The following is a 23,192-nucleotide window of genomic DNA, read 5'->3' as shown; positions in this document are numbered from 1 at the left end:
ATAGCTAAAGCTGACCGACTAAAGTCGGTGGTTTTAACCTTTTAGGAGACTAATAAAGACGAGTTCAGTTTAAGTTGATTACTGTGAAGGTCGCTTTTTTAGAAAGCTACCTTCTGCAATTAGCCAATTAGCAGTTAGAAACTAGAAGCGATACGTTAGAAGCTTTGAATCGAACCCAATGAAACGCGAATGTTGATATTCAATGTTCGCGTCTTTTTATGCGTGTCATATTGGAATTTTATGGGTTGTTAGTTTGAAAATAGGTTGAGGGAATGGAAGATGGCAGGCTCTGAGAGGATTAATCGAACGTTAATTATTATTTAATAACAACATAATCACTAGCGTTTTTGTTTTATTTTGCAATTTGCAATTCCACTTTGCAAAATAAACAGCAATTCGTGTCTAATACGTGTCCAGATGCGTAGTAAATACGTAGATTAAAAGTTGGCACGCATACTGCATTAGTAATGGTGACCCTTCTTAAGCCGAGGGTCACCTAGCCAACTGACGTTGTTAGTGAACCCATATTGTTCACACAAAATATATGACCAATCACCTTTATTGTGATTGGTTTTTTTTTGCCTGAATTTTGAGTTCTATTGGTTATTTTTACTAAGCTCGTGAATCGAACATAGCAAACGAATTCACTATGTTTTTATTTGAGAGCGTGTTCTTATTTGAGAGCATATTGCAGCTTTGCTGCATTAGACTCGCTAAAAGGTCGCTAATCCCCACCACACTTTGAATAGCAGCTTGGTTGGCGTGGGCATTCTCCTCCTCTGGAGCAGATAAGCCTCGCCTCTGTTTCGATCCCGCGTTCAATCCAATTTATATTTAGAATCTTGGCTACTGTCGTGAGATCTTTCTTGATGTTACGCGGTATTGCTACCGAGCCACCATTGCTGACACATGAAGCCTTAAGCTGCTCTGCGATATCTCTTGAATTACCACCTTGAGCATCAATCGCCGGGTTTAAGTCTATACCAGCACACAACACACGATTGTTACCCGCAGGATCCGTCATATTGATGGACTCACAGCAGTAGATTCTTGGCTCATCGCCCACATTCAAAATAGATATTTGAGCTGAGCTACCTGCTCTAGGTTCAGATAATCGACGGAACACAGCCCAATGTTGACATGGGTCGGCGACCGTTCTCATATTCCCCCAAGGCAGTGGAATCCCGTTCCCGCGGTATACCGCCTTGAGTTTCCCCGGCCCATAAGCATCAAAGTAGTGCCAGTGAGGGTAGGGCGATACTACCGTCATTCGGCGCATCGCAACAGAGGGGGAAACCCCCGCTCTTTTATGAACGTCGATTTCATAACCAGTACGATCGAGCAGTTGTCTAAATGGAACTTTTGGACACAGCAATGCACCAGCAAAGAAGCTAGATTCGAAGTCTCGCCATGCCTGAAGAATGTCTTGAGAGTTCAGCTGAGAAGACCCCGATATTTGGTTATCGTCCCAAGTGTTGTTGTTCCCAACCGACAACACACTCTTAAGCCCTTCCTTGCTGTGCAAAATGCAATGGCCGATATAAACCGACAAATCGTATTTCAGTCGAGTCGGGTACTCTTTGAGGATTTCGTTCAAAAAAATCGTACCCGGAGGTTCGAAGAACGAAGTCACTAATTGCTTGGCATTGATTCCGAGCTCATCCACCACGTCTTGAGGCGTGCGTGTTACCCAGCGAATTTGAATACCTAAGTTTCTCGCGATGTCGATAAGGTCTTCGATGCCAAGGTTGAGGCGTTTTAAGCCAACTTCTTCTGCTGCTCGTTCTAGATCAGGGAAGTGGTTTTGATTGCTCTCTTGGTGAGCTCGAATCAAGAGGTGGGCAAATTGACGGCCAGAGATACCGGTTTGCGACAACATCTCTGGTATCGCAATTTGCAGGATGTCGTTAGAGAAAAGAAAGCTCGGCTCGAGTGCCATGCCACTTATCCCGCCACGATTCCCTTTGTCGGGTGCGATGGCTTGTTGTTCTGATTCATCGTCGAGGAACCACGTGGGGTTCTTCTGAAAGACCTGCGCAATGACTTCCAGCATATCGATGCTTGGCACACGCTTTCCACGTTCAATCATTGAAAGGTAAGAAACGGAAGGTGCGTACTCTGGGTTGATTCTAATACAACGCGCAGACAGATCTTCCATGGTTAAATGGTTACGCTTCCTAAGGTTACGGATCTTAGTACCTAGGAAATGTGACTGACGAACTAAACTTTTTGACAAGGCCATATTTGTAAAATTCACATTGTAAAATTTTTGTTGTGAAATTGTATGTAAAAAAGCGCTAATCTACAAACTAAGCAATTCACAAAATGACAAATTAGTTAAACGTTAGTTTGGAATAATTGCTCTAGGACACATTTTTGCTTTAAAAATCGGTGAATGTTCACCGGGTTAGTCAAGAGGGAAAGACTATGAATATGCTTACATTCGATAAAACAGAAATCCAAAAACAAACAAAACCATTTATCGCTGAAGCTGTCTTTGCCGTGGAGACTATCAGTGCCAAACAGCAAACTGAGAAGCAACTCAAAGCGAAGCAACTGCTAGACCGATTGTTTCCACTAGAGAACGGCTCACATCAAGATGTAACGAGCTACGTAGTTGATTACCGCCATATCATGGCTTATTTCAAAGATGGCCAACACAGTGGTCTAAAGCATCCTAAGCAGTTTGTAGCTTACATGGGTGAGAAGTGTGACCCAGACTCAATCTTGTTCCGAGATAGCAGTGGAAGCCATTTAGAAGTGATGTTCGGCTGTCACAAAGGGACAGGTTGCATTGAATTGGTCGATATCGACGATATTCAGTTAGAGTCGTGCACTACTTTTGGCCAGTCACCAATGGAAGCGGTACAAACGAATACTGAGCGTCAAGGAATCACGACAGCAATACGTCACTGGATCAGCCTAGTTCAAGGTGATGAGAAAGGTAAACCAAAAGCATGCAGCGAAGATAAAGAGTTCCGAGCTAAGAGCGGTGAGGATTACTGTCTTAACTATTGCTACGCCCTTTAATGTCACAGCTACACTTTTTTTACTTATGAAAAATGTAGAGCCAGAGTTAAACACTCTGATTGTATTTAGCATTAAACACTGACGACTATGCATAAACGACAAAGCCCCAATGATTAACCTACTGGTTATTGATTGGGGCTTTTTGCTTTCGATGTTAATTACGAGTCTATTTTTGTGCCTAGAACCTAGAACCTAGAACCTAGAACCTAGAACCTAGAGCTCAGGGCTCAGGGCTCAGTAAGTACGCCGTTTAACTGTAAATTTGTTTAGGTGATTGCAGACTACAGCGGCATCACTCTATTGCGACCGAGAGATTTTGCTTCGTAAAGTAGCTTATCAGCACGCTCGATCAGTGATTCCGCGGATTCACCAGGTTCAAGCTCTGCAACGCCAAACGATGCGGTGATGCTACCGACCTGTTCTCCACTGCGGCGATCTTTGATCGACAGTTTTTCCAGAGATCGTCTATTAGTATCAGCAAGTTGACGTGCAATGCGTAATGATTTGTTCGGTACAATGAGAGCGAACTCTTCGCCACCGAATCGGTAAGCGGAAATCCCTTCGCGACACATTTGCTTTAACTTACGAGCAATGCCCTTAAGAACCATATCGCCAAACAAGTGGCCATAGGTATCGTTGAAGTTTTTAAAATGGTCAATATCGAGAAGAATGAGGCATAACGACTGCTTAGCTTCGCACAACGTCTCTAAATCACGATCCAGAGAGCGTCGGTTATAAAGCGTGGTCGTGCTATCAAATAGCGCGTCTTTCTGTACTTCGACAAGTTGTGTCTTGAGTTTGCTGATTTCTGACGTTGCAGAGTTCAGTTGAGAGCTTAAGAACTGAGTCGAGTGTCGAATGTTGCGAGATTCTGAAACCAGCTGACGAACCAACGACATCACTTCATCGATAGACAAACTTTCATTGTCGACGCGAGATAAGTCTTCGAAGCTCTTATCGATCATCTCAGAGAAAGCTGAAGTGTCGGTGAGAGTATCGTTCATTGAGTTAGAAACCTCAGAAACTAACAGTTCTAGGTTTGCTCGTAAGTCATTGATATTCGTTTCAGATTTGCTTGCAACGTAGTTGTTGTAGAGCTGTTCACCTACCGCAGGAGGGCAGATACCGTAGTGCTCTAACACACCATCCATATCTTTGGTGAGCTGCGGGATAGCGTTGTCGACATAGGTGTACCAAAGTGCGTAATTTGCAGGTGTTGTCGACACTCTATTCTTCATCATAAGAGGCACCGCTTTTTTCAAATTAGCGGTGGATTTCTGAAATTCATCTTTGTTCATTATTTTTACTACAGATACCAAACCAACTAAAGCCACTTGTCGCTAGGTTAGCGGATTTTGTATGTATTTGCTTTAAAAATTATATAATTAATGGATAAGGGTTGGATAAATCAATCATTTTTATTATGGAGATCGATTGCATATCTATATCGAACATTAAATCGATTGTTCTTTGACCAAAGAGGAGAAGGTTAGATTTGGAGTTTCACTTAGTCGATTGATGAGGGTTTAGCATAAAGTTGGTAACTGCATAAGAAGAATCGCTATGTTTTTGATAGATTGATTGGCTGTCTTCTAGGTGCTTTAAGAGTCAGTAGAAGATGAGCTTTGATAGGTAAGTTGAGAGAGTAGGAGGAAAAGGATAGCTGGAAGTTTTGTTTCAGGCATAAAAAAGCGCCGATAAAAATCAGCGCTTTAAAATTCTTTTTAGCTAAAAGCTAATTATTGAGCAACAACGTTTGCTGCTTGTAGGCCTTTTTGACCGTTTTCAACTTCGAAAGAAACCTTTTGGCCTTCTTTCAGAGTTTTGAAACCTTCTGAAGCGATTGCACGGAAGTGTACGAATACGTCAGCACCGCCGTTGTCTTGAGAAATGAAACCGAAACCTTTCTCTTCGTTAAACCATTTTACAGTGCCAGTATTTGTGTTAGACATAATTTGTCCCTTATTCATAAATTTTCTAAATTGTTGATTGCATTACTGCAATGCGCTGATAATTGAATTATTTAATATTGCTAAGAAATAAGGAAAAACTACTTACAAAAACGGGTAACGATTTTACATGTCATTTTTTACTATTTATCTAACTTAAATAACTCCGGCTAACAGAGCGAGTGCATGTTAACACAGTCTTTCCGGTTGTACACTCATTGATTGAGAAATCAGCGAGTTTTTTTGTCATGTTGTGCTCGTTAACAAAACTACCCTTAATAGCTGATAGTTTTATAAAGTTACGCGCCATGACAAAGTAAAAAGGAAGCCTCTAGCTTCCTTTTCTTCATCAGTATAGACGATATTAACGCTTGAAGTTGATATCTTCCGTCTGATCTAAGTTAATTTTTGTTTTCGCAGGTTGCGTTTCAGCGATCACCTTGCCGTGTCGTACCGAGTATTGAACTGGCACTTGGCGACGTACTGCGTCAAAACCATTGTCTGCAGGCAGGATCAATAGGCTACCAGGCTTACCTTCTTCAATACCGTAGTTGTCTTGAATGTTCAGAGTACGAGCTGAGTTCTTGCTGATCAAATCAAGCGAGGTGTTGATTTGGTCGTAGCCCATAACTTGTGTTACGTGCAGCCCCATGTGCAGAACTTGCAGCATATTCGCTGTACCCAGTGGGTACCATGGGTCAAACACATCATCATGGCCGAAACACACGTTGATATTAGCCGCTAGCATCTCTTTAACACGAGTCACGCCACGACGCTTCGGGTAGTCATCGAAACGGCCTTGTAAGTGAATGTTTACTAACGGGTTCGCGACGAAGTTAATGCCCGACATTTTTAGCAAGCGGAATAGGCGAGATGCGTAAGCACCATTGTAAGAACCCATAGCTGTGGTATGGCTTGCCGTTACCTTTTCACCCATGTCGAATTTATGAGCAAGAGCCGCTAGTGTTTCAATGAAGCGAGATTGCTCGTCATCGATTTCATCACAGTGAACGTCGATCAGGCAGTCGTATTTGCGTGCAAGTTCAAACGCATAGTGCAGAGATTCAATGCCGTACTCACGAGTAAATTCGAAGTGAGGGATAGCACCAATAACGTCAGCACCGATCTTCACGGCTTCTTCAAGCAATTCTTTGCCGTTAGGGTATGAAAGAATGCCTTCTTGAGGGAATGCAACGATCTGGATGTCGACCCACTCTTTCATCTCTTCACGAACTTCAACCATTGCTCGTAACGCAACTAACGTTGGGTCAGATACATCAACGTGAGTACGCACGTGTTGAACACCGTTAGCAATCTGCCATTTCAGTGTTTGTTTCGCACGAGACTTTACGTCTTCAATTGATAACAATTCTTTACGCTCAGCCCAACGCTCAATACCTTCAAACAAAGTACCTGAGATGTTCCAGTTAGGTTCTCCAGCCGTTTGCGTAGTATCTAGGTGAATATGCGGTTCACAGAAAGGAGAAACTGCAATGCCACCTTCAGCATCAAGGATCTCACCTTGATGATTGATTGGCGCGTCATTATCGAGAATGCGAGAAAATTGACCATTTTCAATCAGGATTTGTTTCAAGCCATCTTGGTCTTGAAGCTTCGCGTTCTTGATTAATAAGGTTGTCATAGTGTGTCCTTAAGCGGCCTGAGATTTCAGAGCGTTTTTATTCAATAGAGGGTTAAGCACGAGGTAACTGATCGCACCACCAAACACGGCGTTCAAAGGAACGATGCCAGGAAGGAAGTGACCAGCGGCTACGCCTGTTGCTACGGCGATAATGCCAGCCCAGTTAACGGTTTGGAACTCTGCTTTTGCAAAATCTTTGTAACGTTTACGGTTCGCAAAGAAGTCGGCGATGATTACGCCGCCAATCGGTGGAATTGCCAGCGAAAGGAAGGTTAACCAGCCGACGAAGTTATTGTATAACCAAAGCGCGAAAATCGTACCTACGATGCCGTTAATGATAGACATTGTCGTACTTGAGCGACCAGTGATGTTGGATAAACCAAGACCTGACGCATAAAGTGCGTTTTCATTGGTTGTCCAGATGTTCAAGCCTAGAACGATGATGGCAGGAAGAAGTAGTCCTTGCGCAATCATCACATCTGAAATGTCAGAGAGACCCGTTGCTGCTGCACCGGCTGCGCCAAAGATAAACATCAGCGAGTTACCGATGAAGAACGCGACCATTGTAATTAATACTGCGCTCGCTGGCTTTTTACCAAAGCGAACGAAATCGGCAGTTAAAGTTCCTGCACTCACGAATGAACCGACAACCATTGCTAACGCCATTGAGAAGTCCATTGGTGTATCCGGCTCGATGAGTTGTAGCTGTTCTAGCCCGCCAACACTGTCTACCGCGGTCAGCACTGAGTAACCACCTAGAATGGCAATCGCAGGAACGGCAACTGCTGAGAGTACCATTAGCGCTTTAATACCGAAGTACACCGTACCTGTCATCAATAAGCCTGATACAACAATCAAGGTGTTGGTATCAATGCCCGTGGCTTTCTGTACCGGAATCGCAAACATGGCAACGCCCACACCAAACCAACCGACTTGTGTACCACCAAGTAGAGCAGAAGGAAGCCATGAGCCTTTAGTACCGAAAGAGAAACGAGCAAGGAGGTGAGTAGAGAGGCCAGTAGATGAGCCGATGTAGCCAAGAAAAGAAGTGTAAATACCAAGAATTAGGTTACCGATGAGAACGGCGAGGAAGAAATCGTTGAATGAAAGACCTGTCCCGAGTGAACCACCTGTCCACATACTTGCAGAGAAGAAAGTGAGTCCAAGCATTACCATGGTGAGTGAAGCAACTCCTTTCCTAGCCGATGTTGGAACCGGCCCAAGACTGTAGTTATTATCCGCAGCCATTTTTTACCTCCGCAATTGATCAAAATTAAAAATAACGGTCGCCGTATTGCAGGCAAACGAGCGCATTATGGTGATATAAATCACATAGTCAATGCTAGTTTTGTCAATAAGTCAGCTATTAAAGCAGCTTTGTTAAAAATAGATATTTAAAACATAAGGTTACTTTTTAAATTAATTTTTTAAAAATAATTAGAAAACGTTTTCTATGGCGTAGATGATGAGTCAGGATTGAACTTCACTATGAATGCTAGCGATTATAGCCGTGAATGGGTGTCTGTATATTGGATGGGCGATGTTTCTTAAATTGCAGGCAAAAAAATGGCCAATCGCAATATTCGCAATTGGCCTATATATATCGTGAACAAGAAAGGTTCACTAACAACGTCAGTTGGCTAGGTGACCCTCGGCTTAAGAAGGGTCAATATATACATTGCAGATAGCGTGCCAACTTTTAAACCTATGAATTGGGCTGTTTTACAGCAATTTGGTGCGTATTTGAATGGTGTTTTTGCATTATGAAAATGCATTTTGCGAATTGTTGATGCTCTGCAACCAATTTTACATTTTATCAGTAAGGGAATTTGAGTATTTTCAAGTGTGGTAAGTAGGCGATAAAGGCAAGAAGCCAGTTTGATACTCAAACCAAGACAGAGACTAAAGCCAACGCAAGTACTAAAAAAGCCCACATGACATGAGTCTATGTGGGCTTACTATTGTTCTAATCTATTGAAGTCGTGTTATATCGAATAGAAGAAGTACAGTTGTGACTTCATTCTGATAATGATTCCACGGATAACATCTAAGAATGCCATAAAGCTGATTGGCTTTTCGCCACTCACCCATGCCAGTCCAACAGAGCCTACAGGGATATCATAGCCTTCTGTTTCTTCGATCTTCAGTCTCACGAAGTGGTGTTTGTTTTGAAGATTCCGTCCGGTTGTGACTCGAACCTGTTCATCAATACCAAGTAAACTGGCTTGTGCTTCACCTGTCGCTTCAACAATACCTTCGACGGTTGCAGAGAAAACCTTTCCTGGATAAACCGGTGTTGCAAATTCAGCAGGCTGGCCCACTTTTACGTTACGAATCGCTTGGTGGTTAACCCGCATTAGCACGTACTTCTCTTCTGTATACATCTGGATACGAGGCATCATTGAGACTCGTTGCCCTTCACGAAGAATAAAGTTAGTCACAAAGCCATCTGTCGGGGCGGTGACTTTGGTGCTGTTAAGGTCCCATTGCGCTTGGGCTAAGGTTGCCTTTGCAGAGTCGACTTCAGTTTGCTTTTTACTGACGTTCGTTTCTGCTTTGTGGATGTTTAACTTCGCGTTCTCGGCGTCGACTTCTTTTTTACTCAGTTGAGATTCCAAAGTGGTGACGTTATGTGTTGCTAAGTCTACCTTGGCCGTTTGCTGGTCTATGTCGGTCTCAGTAATCGTATGTTCAACAACATTGTTTTGTCGCTGGTAACGAGAGAGTGTCTTCGATTGAAGGACTAAGTCTGTTTTCGCTGATTCAATTTGTGCGATAGACGCTTTGATGTCTTCAAGCGCAGACTGATGACTGACCTTTGCAATGCTGACTTCTTGTCGAGCGGTATCTAAAGCTACGTGAGCAGATTCAAGTTGAACGCTCGCTTTGTCTCTTGCGATGACATATTTGGTGTCATCAACCTCGTAGATCAACTCACCTTTCGTCACGTCTTGGTTTGGACTGATGTGAACCTTGGTGGTTTTGCCGCTGACCGATGTTGAGTCTGGACGCAACTGAATATGTGGAGACTGTACAACCGACCCGCCAGAAAGATCCATAGGGGTAAAGTTGACCAATCCAACCCAGACGAACAGTAACCAAGACGTGCCACCTAAGTAAGCAAACGCCTTAGTACCTTTGTTCCACGGCATGCCCACTAAGCGCAGCAAATAAATAAAGAGTGCCCATACAGCCAAACCTTCTAACATGCTGGGTTCTCCTTATTATCAACCGATTGAGTGCTGTTTACGTTGCCGACAGTATTCGCATTGTGATTACTCGTACTCTCTGTGCTGGTGTTGCTTGGTGCACGCCATGTATCTCTAAGGTTGATAATGGCTTTTTCCATATCAACAAACGACACGATTACTGCGAGTACCCATACCCAGTGCCATATGAAGCCAATCCACGTTAAAGCGGTGATTAAACCGAGCTGGTGGTGCTCTTTACTGTGAGCTTTATTGATTGGTAATTCATGAATACGCCAAAAACCGTAACAGGCGGCTGCGATTGTTGCGACCAACACAACGCCTGCTACAACGTGTAATGCAGTATCTGCGCCTGTTCCAACGAATGGGACACTTAGTAAACTCATTGATCAACCCTAAGTAAAATTTGAACGCCGAGTGTGATGGAATGCAAATTTACAGGTTGTAATTTCACAGATTACGTTAATAATCGACATTAAATGACGTGATTAGTATTTGGTGTGTAAGGAAAGACGCTCATATGAATAATTCTAACTTCCTGAGAGCATTAGGTATTTGGGGAATATACCAGTACGCGGTTGCTTATGATGGCGTTGATGCCGAACAATTGGGTATTCCAAACTCGGTATTTAAGAACCCGATGAACCTCATTCCTGTACGTGATGTAGACCGTTGGTTTGTGGGCCTTGAGCAACAAACCAACGATCCTGACATCATATTAAAGCTTGCTGACCGTGTAGAAATTGAAAAGCTTGGTCCACTATCGAATTGGATTTTCTCTGGTCACGATTTGGCCTCGACGATCCGTCGAGTGAACACCGGGCTACACTGCTTACAGTCTGGGGCTTACCTGTATGGGGCTCAAGTGGGGAACCTTATCAAGTGGTGTTATCACAACCCATCTTACTCCGAGGCGGGGAAGATTCATGACTCGGTTCGAGTCGCTATCTTTATGATGAAGATACTGCGTTGTTACCTTGGCGAGGACTTTAAGCCAGCAGCCGTGACAATTGCGGGGCGTCGAGAGAATGTTGCGCTATATCAGGAGTACTTTGGTTGCAATATCCAGTGGGATAAACCGAGAACCGAGGTGTGGTTACCAAGTAAATTAAGGCTCTCTACCAATCAATCTCCGTCCGTCAGTAAAATGAGCCTAGCCATGAATTTTCATGATTTGGACAACTATCTAAATATGCCTGATGCCGCCGATGACCATAAAGTCACCTATGAAATGATCAATTACAGCCGTCACTTTGGCTTGCCCACCTTAAGTAAGGTATCCAGCTTATTGGGGTTGTCTGAGCAGCAGTTTCAGCGTCGGTTACACGATCTCGGCGTTAACTTTTCAACTATCACTGGTTACGTGCTCAGCAATATCGCGGTTGAGTTGTTGAGATATTCATTGCCCATTGAAGAGGTGGCAAAACGTTTAGGTTACACCAACGTGGCGAGCTTTAATCGTATGTTCAAAAAGCATCGGGGTTTGACGCCCAAGCAATATACAGAGCGCTTTCAGTTGGATAGTTAGCTTCGTTATCAGTAATAAGCATCGTTAACCATAACCATGATTATTTAGCTGGAGTAGAGTTTGTACTGTTCGAACCTTTCTTTCTAAGCAGACGGGCAAAACAAACCATGCCCCACGTGCTTAAAATGAATGGTGCGGTAAGCGGAACGAGCTGTAATTTGTGAAAGCCTAAAGTGACCAAGCAGGTTAGAAGCATGGATAGAATAATCAGTGGCCAAGGGACGCGTTGATATAGCACAAGCGCTAAAGTCGCAAGCACAGCATTGTAACCATACAGGCCTTGTTTGATCAGTTCGTCAGAGACACCGATTAACTGGCTGAAAAAGGTGCCGACGGTCACCGCAAGTATTACCCATAGCGCATGCTTGATATTGTTGAACGCAATCGCAACCAAGATAACTAACCCCGATAACTCATTGTTGATGAAGCTGACTTGGCTGATGCTTTTTAACAACGTTATGGCCATGCTTGGTAGGTTCAACCAATCGTTGAATGTTAAAAACGCTGTCGACTGTAGCGTAGTGTTTGAGGGGGTGAAAAAAGGGAGGTTCAAGCCTGATTGAAGCATGTAGATAAACCAAGAGGTGACAATAAAGGCACTTGTGTAACCGCGATACTTCTTAAAGCTAAACACGATCTTGGCGATGGGTACGGTAATGAGCGAGCCGAGGGCTACCACTAAAATCAGCCACCCGTTTACTTCAAAAAAATTCCCGATGAACAAGCCAATCAGTGCGCCATTTAGCGCATACATGCCATTCTCAATATCATGAGACGGTTTATTGGTCAGTAAGGCATATCCGTAGCTGCAACTCGCACCGAATAAGGTAAGAAAAGCCAGTGACAGTGACTCAATTGAAATGGCGAGCAATAGCAGAAAGGACGTCATGACAGATGACGTGAAATAGACTTGCCCAATACCATTGAGCAAGCCTTGAAGTGGGAGAGTTTCCTTATTTTTCTGCATTGTCTGATTAACTATTTAGTTATGTTAAAAATTTGATAAACCAGATTGTATACAATTATCCTTTGCTGACCACCTTGTAGTGCTAATTCTGATACCAACGTTCGCCGTAGGCTGCTTGATAATCAGGCTTATCGATAACGCCTTCTTGTTCAGGCACCGTTTCTAATGGCCCTACGATCGTTCGATAAGGTAATACGCCAGCCCATACTGGGATATCCATATCGGTTTTATCATCATTCACACCATGTTTACCAATCTTCACGGAGGCTTCCGTTAAAGGTATCGCCAAGAGCTCGGTTGCGGTGAGCTCTTTCTCATTACTGAGCCTAACTTCATCGGTTCTACCCGGCGCGATTTGTTCAATGAAGATATTCAACAAGCGATCTTTTTCTTGGTTGTCATCGATGACTGAAAATGACCCCAACACAACAGCAGAACGATAATGCGCACTGTGATGAAATGCCGAACGAGCTAACACCCAACCATCGAACAAAGTGAACGTTAAACAGGTTGGCTCTCCTTTTTTTAAGCCTTTCAACAAGCGGCTGTTTTTAGCGCCATGAATGTAGACCATATCATCCACTCGCCACGCAAGCATCGGGATAACCATTGGCCCTTGTTCGCCCTGCAATGCAATGTGTGCGATTAAGCTCTCATCTATGATTTGATGAAGTTTCTCTTGTTCAAATACGGCTTTGTGAGCCCCTTTTTTAATCGTGGTTCTTTTCGTGTTAGATAACATAATCGCTCCTTAATCATTGCCTTTTGATTAATGTAGCGATTAACTGGTCTCTTAAATAGAGCCACTTTTAAACACTATTTGGATCCAGTTATGCAGCCTATTGATGTCGGTGACCTACAGTTAGACGAGCAACATGACACACGTCAAACCGCCTTGTTTCATGCGATCAGAGAAAAGATTGTTCAAGATTTATGGAGTAAGGGCAGTAAGTTACCCTCAACGCGCAAGTTGGCCGTAGAACTGTCGGTAAGTCGAAATACGGTGATTTATGCGTACGAACAACTGGTTAATGAAGGTTATATCGAGAGTAAGCAAGGCTCAGGTTTTTATGTCTCGGTTGAACAACCAGAACACTTTCTAAGTTTGTCTCAACCGAAGTGTGTTCAGGATGCGAAGATTCAACAAACCGTCAGTAAACCGAGTGCAAACATAGCGAAACCTAACGACATTAACCGTAGCTTTGCCCCCGGAGTTCCTGACTTAGATGCGTTTCCTTTTGCGAAATGGCAGAGACTGCTGCAACGTCACTCTACACGTCAGAACATTGCGGGCAATCAAGAGGTTCAGGGAAGCTTGGGCTTGAGGGAAGCATTGAGCGGGTATCTTGCGAGTAGTCGCTCGGTTCACTGCAGTGCCGATAGAATCATCATCACCGCAGGTGCGCAGCAAGCCATCTCAATTGGTTTGATGGCGACGTTAGCGATGGGGGACAAAATCCTTGTGGAAGAGCCCGGCTATCGACAAGTGCATAAAATCATCGATCTGTTGAGGCTAGAGTTAGACGGTGTGAGTGTGCGTGAAAAGGTTGGATTAGATATCAAAAAAGTGTTGTCCAGTAATGCTAAGGCTCTGTACGTCACCCCAAGCAATCAATACCCAATGGGGACAACACTCAATACTGAGCAACGACTTAAACTGATCGATTGGGCCAATCAACATCAGTCGTGGATTATTGAAGATGACTACGACAGTGAGTTTCAGTTTGCTCATCGCCCTTATACCAGCATGCAAGGGTTAGCGGGTAAGTTAGGGTTCGATGATCGCATCATCTATGTCGGTTCCCTTAGTAAGGTGATGTTCAATGGCCTTCGACTAGGTTATTTGGTGGTGCCAGAAAGTCTGGTGGCGAAGTGTCTTGAGATTAAAGATGCGCTCACTGGAGACACGGCCTCACATACACAAGCAGCGCTGGCGGACTTTGTACGTGAAGGCGATTTATTGCGCCATATTAGAAAGATGCGTCGTTCATACAAACTCAAGCATGAAGTGATGATAGAAGCGATTAAAAGTGAGTTTCATGGCGATCTTGAAGTGATCAGTCAGGCTGCAGGGCTACATGTGACAGTGAAGTGGTATCAAGGGATATCTGAACATGAGTGGAGCCGTAGAGCAGAGCTTGAAAATATCATCATTCGTCCTTTTGACTTTTATGAATATGGCTCAAGTGATGCTCGTGATTGGAGTGGTGCAGTTCTGGGGTTTGGAAATATCCGACTGGCTGACATAAAGCCGAAGATCAAACAGATCGCTCGGCTTTTTTATCAATAATATTTATGGGCTGGCTTACAACTTGTCGATAGAGACGGTGGGTTTACCCAACCATTTGCGCCAAGGGAGTGACAATGTCACAAAAATAGTCACAGCATAGAGCATCGACCAGCTTAAACAGATAAACACCAAGGTACAGATCACCAGCGAGAGCATGGCTGTGTATTTCGATGCGCCAGTCAGTAATCGGCAGGCCGCTAACATCGCAAGCAGATAAACTAGAACAAAAATACCATTGGCGAGTTTAAGAAAGAATTCGAGATCCAAATTAGACAGCTCGCCGATTACACACGAAATAAGCGCAATAAAGCCAATTGCTAAGGTTGGATAAAGTGGTACGCCACGGCTGTTGAGCTGCGCCATTTTACTGGTCGGAGTGTGTTGGCGAGCTTGAGCCCAAATCATGCGAGACAAGCTTTGGGTGTAAAGGTTTAGGCTAGCAAAACAAGCAAAGAAGCCAAGTACACTGATAACGGCTTTAAAGCCATTGCCAAACAATTGCTCTGTCACCCATGGGATAGAGGCAGCATCAAATTCTGGTGAACCATAAGCGCCTAACTTGATAATAACCACTGAACAAGCCCAGTACACCAAGCCTGCGACGAAACACCCGGCAATGATGGCGATGGGGAAGTCACGCTGTGGATTCTTAAATTCCTCTCCCATGTGAGCAAAGGCTTCGATTCCTACAAAGCACCAAAACATAACCGCCAGTGCAGCACCAATAGACCACATTGAATCGGATGTCATAGTCGGAACTGCGATGTCAGCAGCAGTGATGTCGGCTTTCCAGACAAAAGCGCTGACTAAAGCAAAAATCGATAAGGCAATTACGGTTTGCAAGCGGCCTGAAGATTTACTGCCCATCAAATTGACGGCAATAAGCAAAGCGACGGTAAAGGATTGAGCACCTAATGGTGTGGCGAGTGGTGCTGGTAACAGTTGTTGCGCAAAGCCTCCTGCCAATGCAATCGCCGCCGGAATACCGACAGGAATAACACTCACAAACAACCAAGCTACACTGGTTTCTAATCGCTCGCTGAATGCTTGGCGCACAAAATAGGCCGTGCCTCCTGCATTGGGGTAGCGTTTCCCTAATGCTGCGAAGGTTAGTGCAATCGGGCAAATAGCGATAAACAGGATTAACCATGCTAGTAGCGATAACTGCCCTGCAATGCCTGCCGCGATAGCTGGGATCATAAACAATCCTGTGCCAAGCAAGGTCGTAGAGAGTTGTCCAATTCCTGAAATAAGCGTGATTTCTTGTTTGAGTTGCGTCATTCGCTGTCCTTGCTATTGGCTTTGATATCGGTTTTATGGTGCAGTCTTGTGAGGCTGAGATTGAAAGCATACATTGTCGACATCAATAATACAGCTAGCGAAACGTCTTAAGACACCGTCAATTTAACGGTATTAATTTGATTAAGCGTGAAAGTGTCGGCTGTCATAATGGCTGTTATAAGTAAGAAAGTTGTGTCAAATTAGGTGTTATAAATAGAACAATAAATGGAAAGAATCAGAAGTATGGATAAATTTGATCGCCAAATTTTAGATATTCTAAAAATTAACGCTCGATGCTCAGTGAGCGATATCGCCAGAGACGTCAGCCTGTCTCGCTCTGCAGTGAACGCCAGAATCAAGAAGCTGGAAAACGATAAGATCATTACAGGATATTGTGCACAGGTGACCGAGCCTGATTTACCGAAGAACGTTGGCGCTTATATCTCTTTGAAGTTTGACATGTCGAGCAGCAATCATAATTGTGAGTCTTACGCTAAAAATATCTACGCCATTGATGGTGTGCAGTGGTGCCACTCTATTAGTGGTGAGACCGACATGATGCTTTATGTTGAAGTTGAAAGCATGGAGCGTTTGAACCAAATTCGCGACCAGCTGCAAGGCTATCCTGAACTTCGACATCTTATGACTCATACTGTCTTAACGGAATTCTTCAACAAGCAAACTTCGTCTTTTAATATGTCTTGAGTGAGTGCCGTTTACCTTCACCGTGTCGTCATTTGTCCGTACTTACTCAACTTATTGTTACTCACTCTATTCTTATTCACTCTAAGGTTGCTGATGTTAGGTAATATCAATTTAAATTTACTGCGGTCGCTGCATGTGCTTCTTGAAGAGTGCCATGTCAGTCGAGCTGCTCAGCGTCTGCACATCACGCAGTCGGCGGTGAGCCGTCAACTGGCTCAGCTTAGAGAGCTATGTGGTGATCCTCTTCTGGTTCGTGATGGGAACAAACTGGTTCCAACCAACCGTGCTTTGTTGCTTAAAGGCAAGCTCGATGACTTGCTGGGCGAGTTTGACCACCTATTAGATGATAAGCCATTTGATCCACAAGATTGGCAAGGTGAATTGGTGTTGGCTTCGAGTGATTATGTTGCCCAGTATATCTTGCCCATTATTGTGTCTGAGGTGTCGAAGGACGCGCCCCACATCAACTTGGCTTATCGTTTATGGCAACCTAACTTCCTTGAAACGCTCAATGAATCAGGTATTCACTTGGCGTCGAGTATGTTTCCCAAAAAACCGGATCATGTCTCAAGTATCAAGCTCGGAGAGGATAAGTCCGTGTGTTTGATGAGAGCCTCTCATCCGTTGGCTAAGCAATCAGCCATAAGCTCGGAAGACATCGTGAGTTACTCACATATCAAAGTCACGGGTGGGGGAGATAAAGACAGTTATTCGGATATTGCGTTAAAGAAACAGGGACACAAACGCAGAATCGTATTGAAGGTGCCGTTCTTTTCATCGGCGGGAAACGTGTTAATGCAAGACGACTACTTGATGATTGTGCCGGAGCATATTGCTTACAACTTGGGTCGACATCTCGATGTCGCTTACTTTTCGCTGCCGTTTGAGACAGAAATGCATACCTATTGGCTGATGTGGCATCCTAAGTACGACAACGACTCTGCCCATAAATGGGCTCGAGAGAAAGCGTTTAAAGCCATCCAAAAGTCGAGTTACAATATAAGTATGATTTCAAATCATACCAGTGATGATAATCTTTGATTTCAAATAATACCTACTGCGGCTTATTGTAAGCGCCAAGTATTGAGTATTAATTGTAGAGTGTTCAGCTGGAACGCTTTGTTTTACTAGGAATGGAATGATGACAGTAACAATTTGGTTTTCTTTATTAGCGATTTGCTTGTTGGGTGCAATGTCTCCGGGCCCAAGCTTGGCGATGATCGCTAAGCACAGTTTGGCTGGTGGCCGTATGAACGGACTTATCGCAGCTTGGTCACACGCTGCGGGCATAGGTATTTACGCGTTCGCAACCATTGTCGGTTTAGCCGTTGTGCTTGAGCAATCACCAATGTTGTTCAAAGGGATCAGTTTAGCGGGTGCAGCGTATCTGCTCTATCTCGGTGTAAACGCGTTACGTTCGAAAGGTGGTGTCGCCGCGAAATTGGAAGCGGGTGAACAGATGAGCTACATGCAGTCTGCTCGCGAAGCTTTCTTGATCTCAATCTTGAGCCCTAAGATCGCTCTGTTTTTTATCGCTCTATTTAGCCAATTTGTGGCGTTAGGTAACGAACTGAGCAATCAAGTGATTATTGTCTCAACGCCACTGATTGTTGATGGCCTTTGGTATACCTTTATTACTTTGGTGCTCTCTAGCCCGTTGATCGTAGAGCGCATTCGAGCAAAAGCACAGTTGATCGATCGATTGTCTGGCGTGGTTTTAATCCTCCTTGCCGTTCGTGTGGTGTGGACGATATAGCGATAGTCCATATACTGGCAAGAAACGATATCCATTAAAAAGGCTCACTAGACGTTATCTAGTGAGCCTTTTTGACCTCTATGGATTGGCTTCGACAGACTTGAGCTTGTTAGCCTTCCGAATTCAGCACTGCATCGAGTTTTTCCATGGAATCTGAAAAGTACGGATTGTAGGTCAAGCGCGCATGGTTTTTACCTTCTTCACGATATCCCCACGCTGAGTACCACACTTCACTTGTCGCGTTGCACTGTGCTTCAAAACCTTCCTCTTGACCATTGGAGCAGATTTTCTCGCTACCATTGATCCCGTAGTAAGGATTGCTTGGCGAGAACAGTAAGCCCATATGAGAACCGTTCGAAATACGTTGCTCTGGGATCTTCATGCTGTATTGAACAGCGCGAGGATCGTCAAGTGTGGTTTCCCCTTGCCAAATCAACACGTTATTTGGGTTTGGCATAGACTCTGTAAATACTTGTTGAACGAAGCGGGTATCAATCACACTGTCGCCTTCACTCATCATAATAAACACTGGCTTATCAAAGTGTTTATCTTGTAAGTCTTCACGAACCACTTCTGATGTCTCATAGTAAACCGAGGCACCATTCATTGGCAGTGAGTTGTAACGTAATACATTGTCTTCAGGATCTTGATCCGCCCACGTAACAAAGTAGCTTGCTAGCCCTGCATATTGAACCGCAGACGAACTCGGTTGGAACGCAGGAGAAAACAACAGTAACCCAGAGATCTTAGGATCGTTCATTGCCTGTGAAGTCACGAGGTTCGCACCTGTTGAATAACCGCCAAGCCACACAGAATCATACTCTTGCTCAAGTAACTGAGTATGATGAGCCACCACGCCTTGCCAATCTTCTAAGTTTGGCTGCATTAAGTCGCCAACACGACTGCCGTGGCCCGGTAGCAATACCGTTCTCACTAGGTAGCCTTGTTCTGCTAAGTGCGTTGCGATGTCTTTAAACGAGTAGGGGGAATCACCTAACCCATGAACCAATAAAACTGCCTTACCGTTAGGTGTCGCAGGTTTGTATTCGGTGGGTGAATTGAGTCGAATCTCTAGCTGCTTGTCTTTGGTCATGAATACACGGTTTTTCAATAACCAATCTTGAGTTTCATTGACGTAGGCATCAAAGCTGTCTTGCTGATATTCAGGCAAGTTTGGAGATGTTTCGTAAGCAGGTATCGATGTCTCGTTGGAACAACCAACGAGACTTAAAGTCGTTAAGGCGAGCAGCGTTAGAATAGTATTTCTATGCATTTTTTGATGTTGTCTCTGTTGTTCTTTTACTATGTCTGAAACTGAAGTTTAGATTACTTTCTGCTTGAAAGGTCTTCGTATTCACCTTCAATAACACCGGCATCACTGGTAGATGATTGACGTGTGTTCATGTGAGCTGCGAAACCCTGTTTTTTCATTTGATTCTGAATGCGCTTGCCAGTGATTAAAGCTGCAATAGCTAAAGGAATAGCAAGAATCAAGCTCGTGAATAACGCCAAAAGGCCAGTAAACAATGCAACAATCGTAACTAATATATTTTTCATATTCATTCCTCTCTTTCTATGTTGTTACTTTATCGCTTCTATTCTGAACGAAACATGAACACCGGAAAATATTCTTCAAGAGTCACTATGACACAGGTGTGTATGGTTTTCGGGTTTATATGTAGTCATATTCACGCACTAAAAATATGGAATTCACTTAAGTTTATAAAAATCAATAACTTAAAAGTTGGCACGCTTGATGCTCTATAGGGTTTGGAATAAGTCACTGTAAGCAAAGCACTTACAGCTAATGAAAAATTACTGGAGCCCCTTTATGTTCTGTATTCAATGTGAACAAACAATTCAAACCCCAACCGTAAAAGGCTGTTCTTTCGCACAAGGCATGTGTGGAAAAACTTCGGAAGTATCCGACCTTCAAGACGTGTTGGTGCATTCTCTTCAAGGTGTTTCTTTTTGGGCAAGCCTAGGTCGCGCTTGCGATGTTATTGATACAGAAGTTGATGAGTGGGCACCAAAAGCGTTCTTCGCAACACTGACTAACGTTAACTTCGACCCTGCTCGTATTATCGAATTCGCACAACAGTCTCATGAATTCAAGCAGCGTTTAGAGCAAAAAGTTCGCGTAGCAGCAACATTGATTGGTTTTGAAATTCCAGAGCTTTCTGCAGCAGCACAGTTCGATCTTCCAACAGATTCTTCAGAGCTATTGGCACTTGCGCCTCAAGCTGCTGTAAACCGTGGTCACGACTCTCAACACGAAGATGTGATTGGTCTTCGTCTTCTTTGCCTATACGGCTTAAAAGGTGCGGCAGCCTACATGGAGCACGCTCGTGTACTTGGTCAGACTGACAATGCTATTTTCGCTGAATATCATGAAATCATGGCGTTCCTAGGTACAGATCCATCCGATCTAAAACAGTTACTTGATACATCAATGCAGATTGGCTTGATGAACTACAAAGTAATGGAAATGCTAGACAAAGGCGAGACAGATATCTTCGGTCACCCGCAACCAACAACCGTGAATGTGAAGACTAAAAAAGGTCACTGTATTCTTGTTTCTGGTCACGACTTGCATGATCTAGAAAAGATCCTTCAACAAACCGAAGGCAAGGGCATCAATGTTTACACTAACGGTGAGATGCTACCAGCACACGGTTACCCAGAACTGAACAAGTACCCACACCTTGCGGGTAACTACGGCAGCGCTTGGCAGAACCAGCAAAAAGAATTCGCTAACTTCCCTGGCGCAATTGTAATGACGTCTAACTGCCTGCTTAACCCTGATGTAGGTTCTTACGCAGACCGTCTATTTACGCGTAGTATCGTGGGCTGGCCGGGTGTTGATCACCTTGAAGGCGACGATTTCAGCGCAGTAATTGATTGTGCACTAGCGCAAGAAGGTTTCAAACACGACGAGATCGAGCAAATGATCACTGTCGGTTTTGGTCGTAACGCACTGATGGAAGCGGCACCAGCGGTTGTTGAGCAAGTGAAAGAAGGCAACATCAAGCACTTCTTCCTAGTGGGTGGTTGTGACGGCGACAAATCTGAACGTAGCTACTACACAGACTTCACAGCTCAAGCGCCAGAAGATTCAGTAATCCTGACATTGGCATGTGGTAAATTCCGTTTCAACAAAAACCAATTCGGCGACATTAACGGTATCCCACGTCTGTTAGATGTTGGCCAATGTAACGATGCTTACTCTGCGATTCAGCTTGCTATCGCACTGTCTCAAGAGTTTGATTGTGGTATCAACGAACTTCCGTTAACGCTGGTTCTATCTTGGTTCGAGCAAAAAGCGATCGTTATCTTGCTTACTCTGTTCGCTCTAGGTGTGAAAGGTATCTACACAGGCCCTACAGCACCTGCGTTCCTAACTGAAAACCTACTTAAGATTATGCAAGACGAGTTCGATATGCGTTCTATTTCAACGCCAGAACAAGATCTTAAAACAATCTTAGCGGCTTAATTTAAGCCAACCTGAAGCCTCGTTGTTGTGACGTTTTTAATAAAACAAACAGCTGCGGGGCTTTTTAGATTTAAATCTTTAGTCATTTAATCATCAGTAAGGTGCGTGAACTATGTATGCATGGTCGGATAGCGATTCAATCAATTTAGTGTGTTTAAAGAAATGGCACGAGACACCAGATACGGTCAGTTTTGAGCTTGGCAGTATTCCACAAGACTTACATTTCAATTTTAAGCCAGGGCAATTCATTACTCTGGGTTTAGATATGCCGACGAAAACCGATTATCGCGCCTATTCTGTGGCTTCTTGTCCTGAAGATAATCGCCTGAAGCTCACGGTGAAACGTGTGGAAGGTGGCTTGGTTTCGAACTTTATTGTTGATGAGCTTGATGAAGGTGATGAGGTTTCAGTATTGAAGCCTGCTGGCGCGTTTAACTGTATTGATTGCATGCCAACAGCAACGAAAAAAGTGACGCTAGTGAGTGCAGGTTGCGGTATTACACCCGTGATGGCAATGGCAAAATACTGGCTGGCTCAAGGCAGTGATATTGAGATCGACTTCGTCCACATGGCACGCAATAAGCGTGAGACCATTTACTTTCAAGAACTGCATCAATTAGATGAGGCGAACAGCAACTTCAATCTTAAATTGCTGCTAAAAGACAGTGAAGGAACATTAGCTCCTCAAGGTCGATTAGATAAGAATTGGTTAGTAAAACTAAGCCCAGATATTTTAGACCGAACTGTTTATCTGTGCGGCCCAGTTGGCTTTATGCAAAACATAGAAAGTTACCTGAAAGAACTAGAATTCAACATGGAAAATTTCTATCAAGAAAGTTTCACGCCAGCGAACCCAAACACGGATTCACTAACCAATAGCAATACAGCTTCAGAAGAGTCACAAGCGGAAGCGTCTGTAGATTCAAATGGTGCCGTTAAGGTGTTTGTTCCTGCATTTGGCGCAGAAGTAGAAGCGGAAGCGGGTACACCACTGGCTGATTCATTAGAGAAAGCTGGTGTTCCGATTATTATTGCCTGTCGCAGTGGGATTTGTGGTTCTTGCAAGTGCAAAGTAACCAAAGGTTCAGTGGAATCAAGCAGCCAAGAAACATTGACGCCAGAACAGATTGAGCAAGGTTATGTCCTTGCGTGTTCGAGTACGATTCAGTCAGATGTTGAGGTTGAGCTGTAGCAGATGTGAAGTCGAGCTTTGTTAGAACGGTAAAAACAAAGTTGGCGTAATAGAGACCAAAATTAAAGTAACAGATGTAAAAAGGCCACTTAGATCAGATAGAGAGAGCAGATCTAAGTGGCAACCTTCCTGTTTATACGGGGGAGTAAA

20 protein-coding genes are annotated in these 23,192 nt (G+C 43.9%); 8 read left to right on the top strand and 12 right to left on the bottom strand.

Annotated elements, in window-relative coordinates:
- Positions 1–724 precede the first annotated feature (724 nt).
- On the bottom strand, positions 725–2,257 hold the full coding sequence (locus ED652_RS08305; protein WP_122054295.1) for a DUF3612 domain-containing protein: 1,533 nt from the start codon (positions 2,255–2,257) through the stop codon (positions 725–727).
- Between the two features lie 170 nt (positions 2,258–2,427).
- Here ED652_RS08305 and ED652_RS08300 point away from each other — a divergent pair, with 170 nt between their 5' ends.
- Complete coding sequence (locus ED652_RS08300) at positions 2,428–3,030, top strand: malate synthase (RefSeq protein WP_009845698.1); 603 nt, start codon at positions 2,428–2,430, stop codon at positions 3,028–3,030.
- Positions 3,031–3,311: 281 nt separating this feature from the next.
- Here the strand turns inward: ED652_RS08300 and ED652_RS08295 are convergent, their stop codons facing one another.
- The 6 genes from ED652_RS08295 to ED652_RS08270 form a co-directional block, all read right to left on the bottom strand.
- Complete coding sequence (locus ED652_RS08295) at positions 3,312–4,328, bottom strand: GGDEF domain-containing protein (RefSeq protein WP_029225727.1); 1,017 nt, start codon at positions 4,326–4,328, stop codon at positions 3,312–3,314.
- Positions 4,329–4,769: 441 nt separating this feature from the next.
- Complete coding sequence (locus tag ED652_RS08290; RefSeq protein ID WP_004730009.1) at positions 4,770–4,982, bottom strand: cold-shock protein; 213 nt, start codon at positions 4,980–4,982, stop codon at positions 4,770–4,772.
- 361 nt (positions 4,983–5,343) lie between these two features.
- Positions 5,344–6,621 carry a cytosine deaminase gene (locus ED652_RS08285; RefSeq protein WP_102282062.1) on the bottom strand — a complete coding sequence of 426 codons (1,278 nt, stop codon included), beginning with the start codon at positions 6,619–6,621 and terminating at the stop codon, positions 5,344–5,346.
- Positions 6,622–6,630: 9 nt separating this feature from the next.
- Positions 6,631–7,869 carry a cytosine permease gene (gene codB / locus ED652_RS08280; protein ID WP_102291877.1) on the bottom strand — a complete coding sequence of 413 codons (1,239 nt, stop codon included), beginning with the start codon at positions 7,867–7,869 and terminating at the stop codon, positions 6,631–6,633.
- A 737-nt stretch (positions 7,870–8,606) separates the two neighbouring features.
- Complete coding sequence (locus ED652_RS08275; RefSeq protein WP_122054293.1) at positions 8,607–9,830, bottom strand: HlyD family secretion protein; 1,224 nt, start codon at positions 9,828–9,830, stop codon at positions 8,607–8,609.
- The gene (locus ED652_RS08270) at positions 9,824–10,216 is read right to left on the bottom strand and encodes an MFS transporter (RefSeq protein WP_122054292.1); all 393 of its coding nucleotides are present in this window, start codon (positions 10,214–10,216) and stop codon (positions 9,824–9,826) included. The genes ED652_RS08275 and ED652_RS08270 overlap by 7 nt, the downstream gene beginning before the upstream one ends.
- A 134-nt stretch (positions 10,217–10,350) precedes the next feature.
- On the opposite strand from ED652_RS08270, the gene ED652_RS08265 reads away from it, so the two are divergent.
- The gene (locus ED652_RS08265) at positions 10,351–11,358 is read left to right on the top strand and encodes an AraC family transcriptional regulator (RefSeq protein ID WP_122054290.1); all 1,008 of its coding nucleotides are present in this window, start codon (positions 10,351–10,353) and stop codon (positions 11,356–11,358) included.
- A 40-nt stretch (positions 11,359–11,398) separates the two neighbouring features.
- Here ED652_RS08265 and ED652_RS08260 read toward each other — a convergent pair whose 3' ends face one another.
- On the bottom strand, positions 11,399–12,325 hold the full coding sequence (locus ED652_RS08260) for an urea transporter (RefSeq protein WP_122054289.1): 927 nt from the start codon (positions 12,323–12,325) through the stop codon (positions 11,399–11,401).
- 82 nt (positions 12,326–12,407) lie between these two features.
- Complete coding sequence (locus ED652_RS08255) at positions 12,408–13,067, bottom strand: pyridoxamine 5'-phosphate oxidase family protein (protein WP_122054287.1); 660 nt, start codon at positions 13,065–13,067, stop codon at positions 12,408–12,410.
- 90 nt (positions 13,068–13,157) lie between these two features.
- Between ED652_RS08255 and ED652_RS08250 the strand changes: the two genes are divergently transcribed.
- Complete coding sequence (locus ED652_RS08250) at positions 13,158–14,615, top strand: PLP-dependent aminotransferase family protein (RefSeq protein WP_122054285.1); 1,458 nt, start codon at positions 13,158–13,160, stop codon at positions 14,613–14,615.
- A 15-nt stretch (positions 14,616–14,630) separates the two neighbouring features.
- On the opposite strand, the gene yjeH is transcribed toward ED652_RS08250, so the two are convergent.
- A complete protein-coding gene (gene yjeH / locus ED652_RS08245) occupies positions 14,631–15,896 on the bottom strand; it encodes an L-methionine/branched-chain amino acid transporter (protein ID WP_122054283.1) in 1,266 nt (421 codons plus the stop codon).
- A 243-nt stretch (positions 15,897–16,139) separates the two neighbouring features.
- Here yjeH and ED652_RS08240 point away from each other — a divergent pair, with 243 nt between their 5' ends.
- From ED652_RS08240 to ED652_RS08230, 3 genes are all read left to right on the top strand, one after another.
- Positions 16,140–16,601 carry an Lrp/AsnC family transcriptional regulator gene (locus tag ED652_RS08240; RefSeq protein WP_065112731.1) on the top strand — a complete coding sequence of 154 codons (462 nt, stop codon included), beginning with the start codon at positions 16,140–16,142 and terminating at the stop codon, positions 16,599–16,601.
- Positions 16,602–16,694: 93 nt separating this feature from the next.
- Positions 16,695–17,642: a LysR family transcriptional regulator gene (locus tag ED652_RS08235; protein ID WP_122054281.1), complete on the top strand. Its 948-nt coding sequence runs from the start codon at positions 16,695–16,697 to the stop codon at positions 17,640–17,642.
- 100 nt (positions 17,643–17,742) lie between these two features.
- Positions 17,743–18,357, top strand: a complete 615-nt coding sequence (locus tag ED652_RS08230) for a LysE family translocator (protein WP_009845685.1) — start codon at positions 17,743–17,745, stop codon at positions 18,355–18,357.
- A 109-nt stretch (positions 18,358–18,466) separates the two neighbouring features.
- Here the strand turns inward: ED652_RS08230 and ED652_RS08225 are convergent, their stop codons facing one another.
- Both ED652_RS08225 and ED652_RS08220 read right to left on the bottom strand, forming a co-directional pair.
- The gene (locus ED652_RS08225) at positions 18,467–19,630 is read right to left on the bottom strand and encodes a carboxylesterase (RefSeq protein WP_122054280.1); all 1,164 of its coding nucleotides are present in this window, start codon (positions 19,628–19,630) and stop codon (positions 18,467–18,469) included.
- Positions 19,631–19,683: 53 nt separating this feature from the next.
- A complete protein-coding gene (locus tag ED652_RS08220) occupies positions 19,684–19,914 on the bottom strand; it encodes a hypothetical protein (protein WP_009845683.1) in 231 nt (76 codons plus the stop codon).
- Between the two features lie 274 nt (positions 19,915–20,188).
- Here ED652_RS08220 and hcp point away from each other — a divergent pair, with 274 nt between their 5' ends.
- Positions 20,189–21,850, top strand: a complete 1,662-nt coding sequence (gene hcp, locus ED652_RS08215; protein ID WP_122054278.1) for a hydroxylamine reductase — start codon at positions 20,189–20,191, stop codon at positions 21,848–21,850.
- Positions 21,851–21,962: 112 nt separating this feature from the next.
- Positions 21,963–23,042: a hybrid-cluster NAD(P)-dependent oxidoreductase gene (locus ED652_RS08210; RefSeq protein ID WP_122054276.1), complete on the top strand. Its 1,080-nt coding sequence runs from the start codon at positions 21,963–21,965 to the stop codon at positions 23,040–23,042.
- The last annotated feature ends 150 nt before the right edge of the window (positions 23,043–23,192 follow it).

Origin of the sequence: Vibrio sp. Evd11, from assembly GCF_900382755.1 — a bacterium.
GTDB classification, from domain to species: domain Bacteria; phylum Pseudomonadota; class Gammaproteobacteria; order Enterobacterales; family Vibrionaceae; genus Vibrio; species Vibrio lentus.
This window is presented reverse-complemented; position numbering and strand designations above follow the sequence as displayed.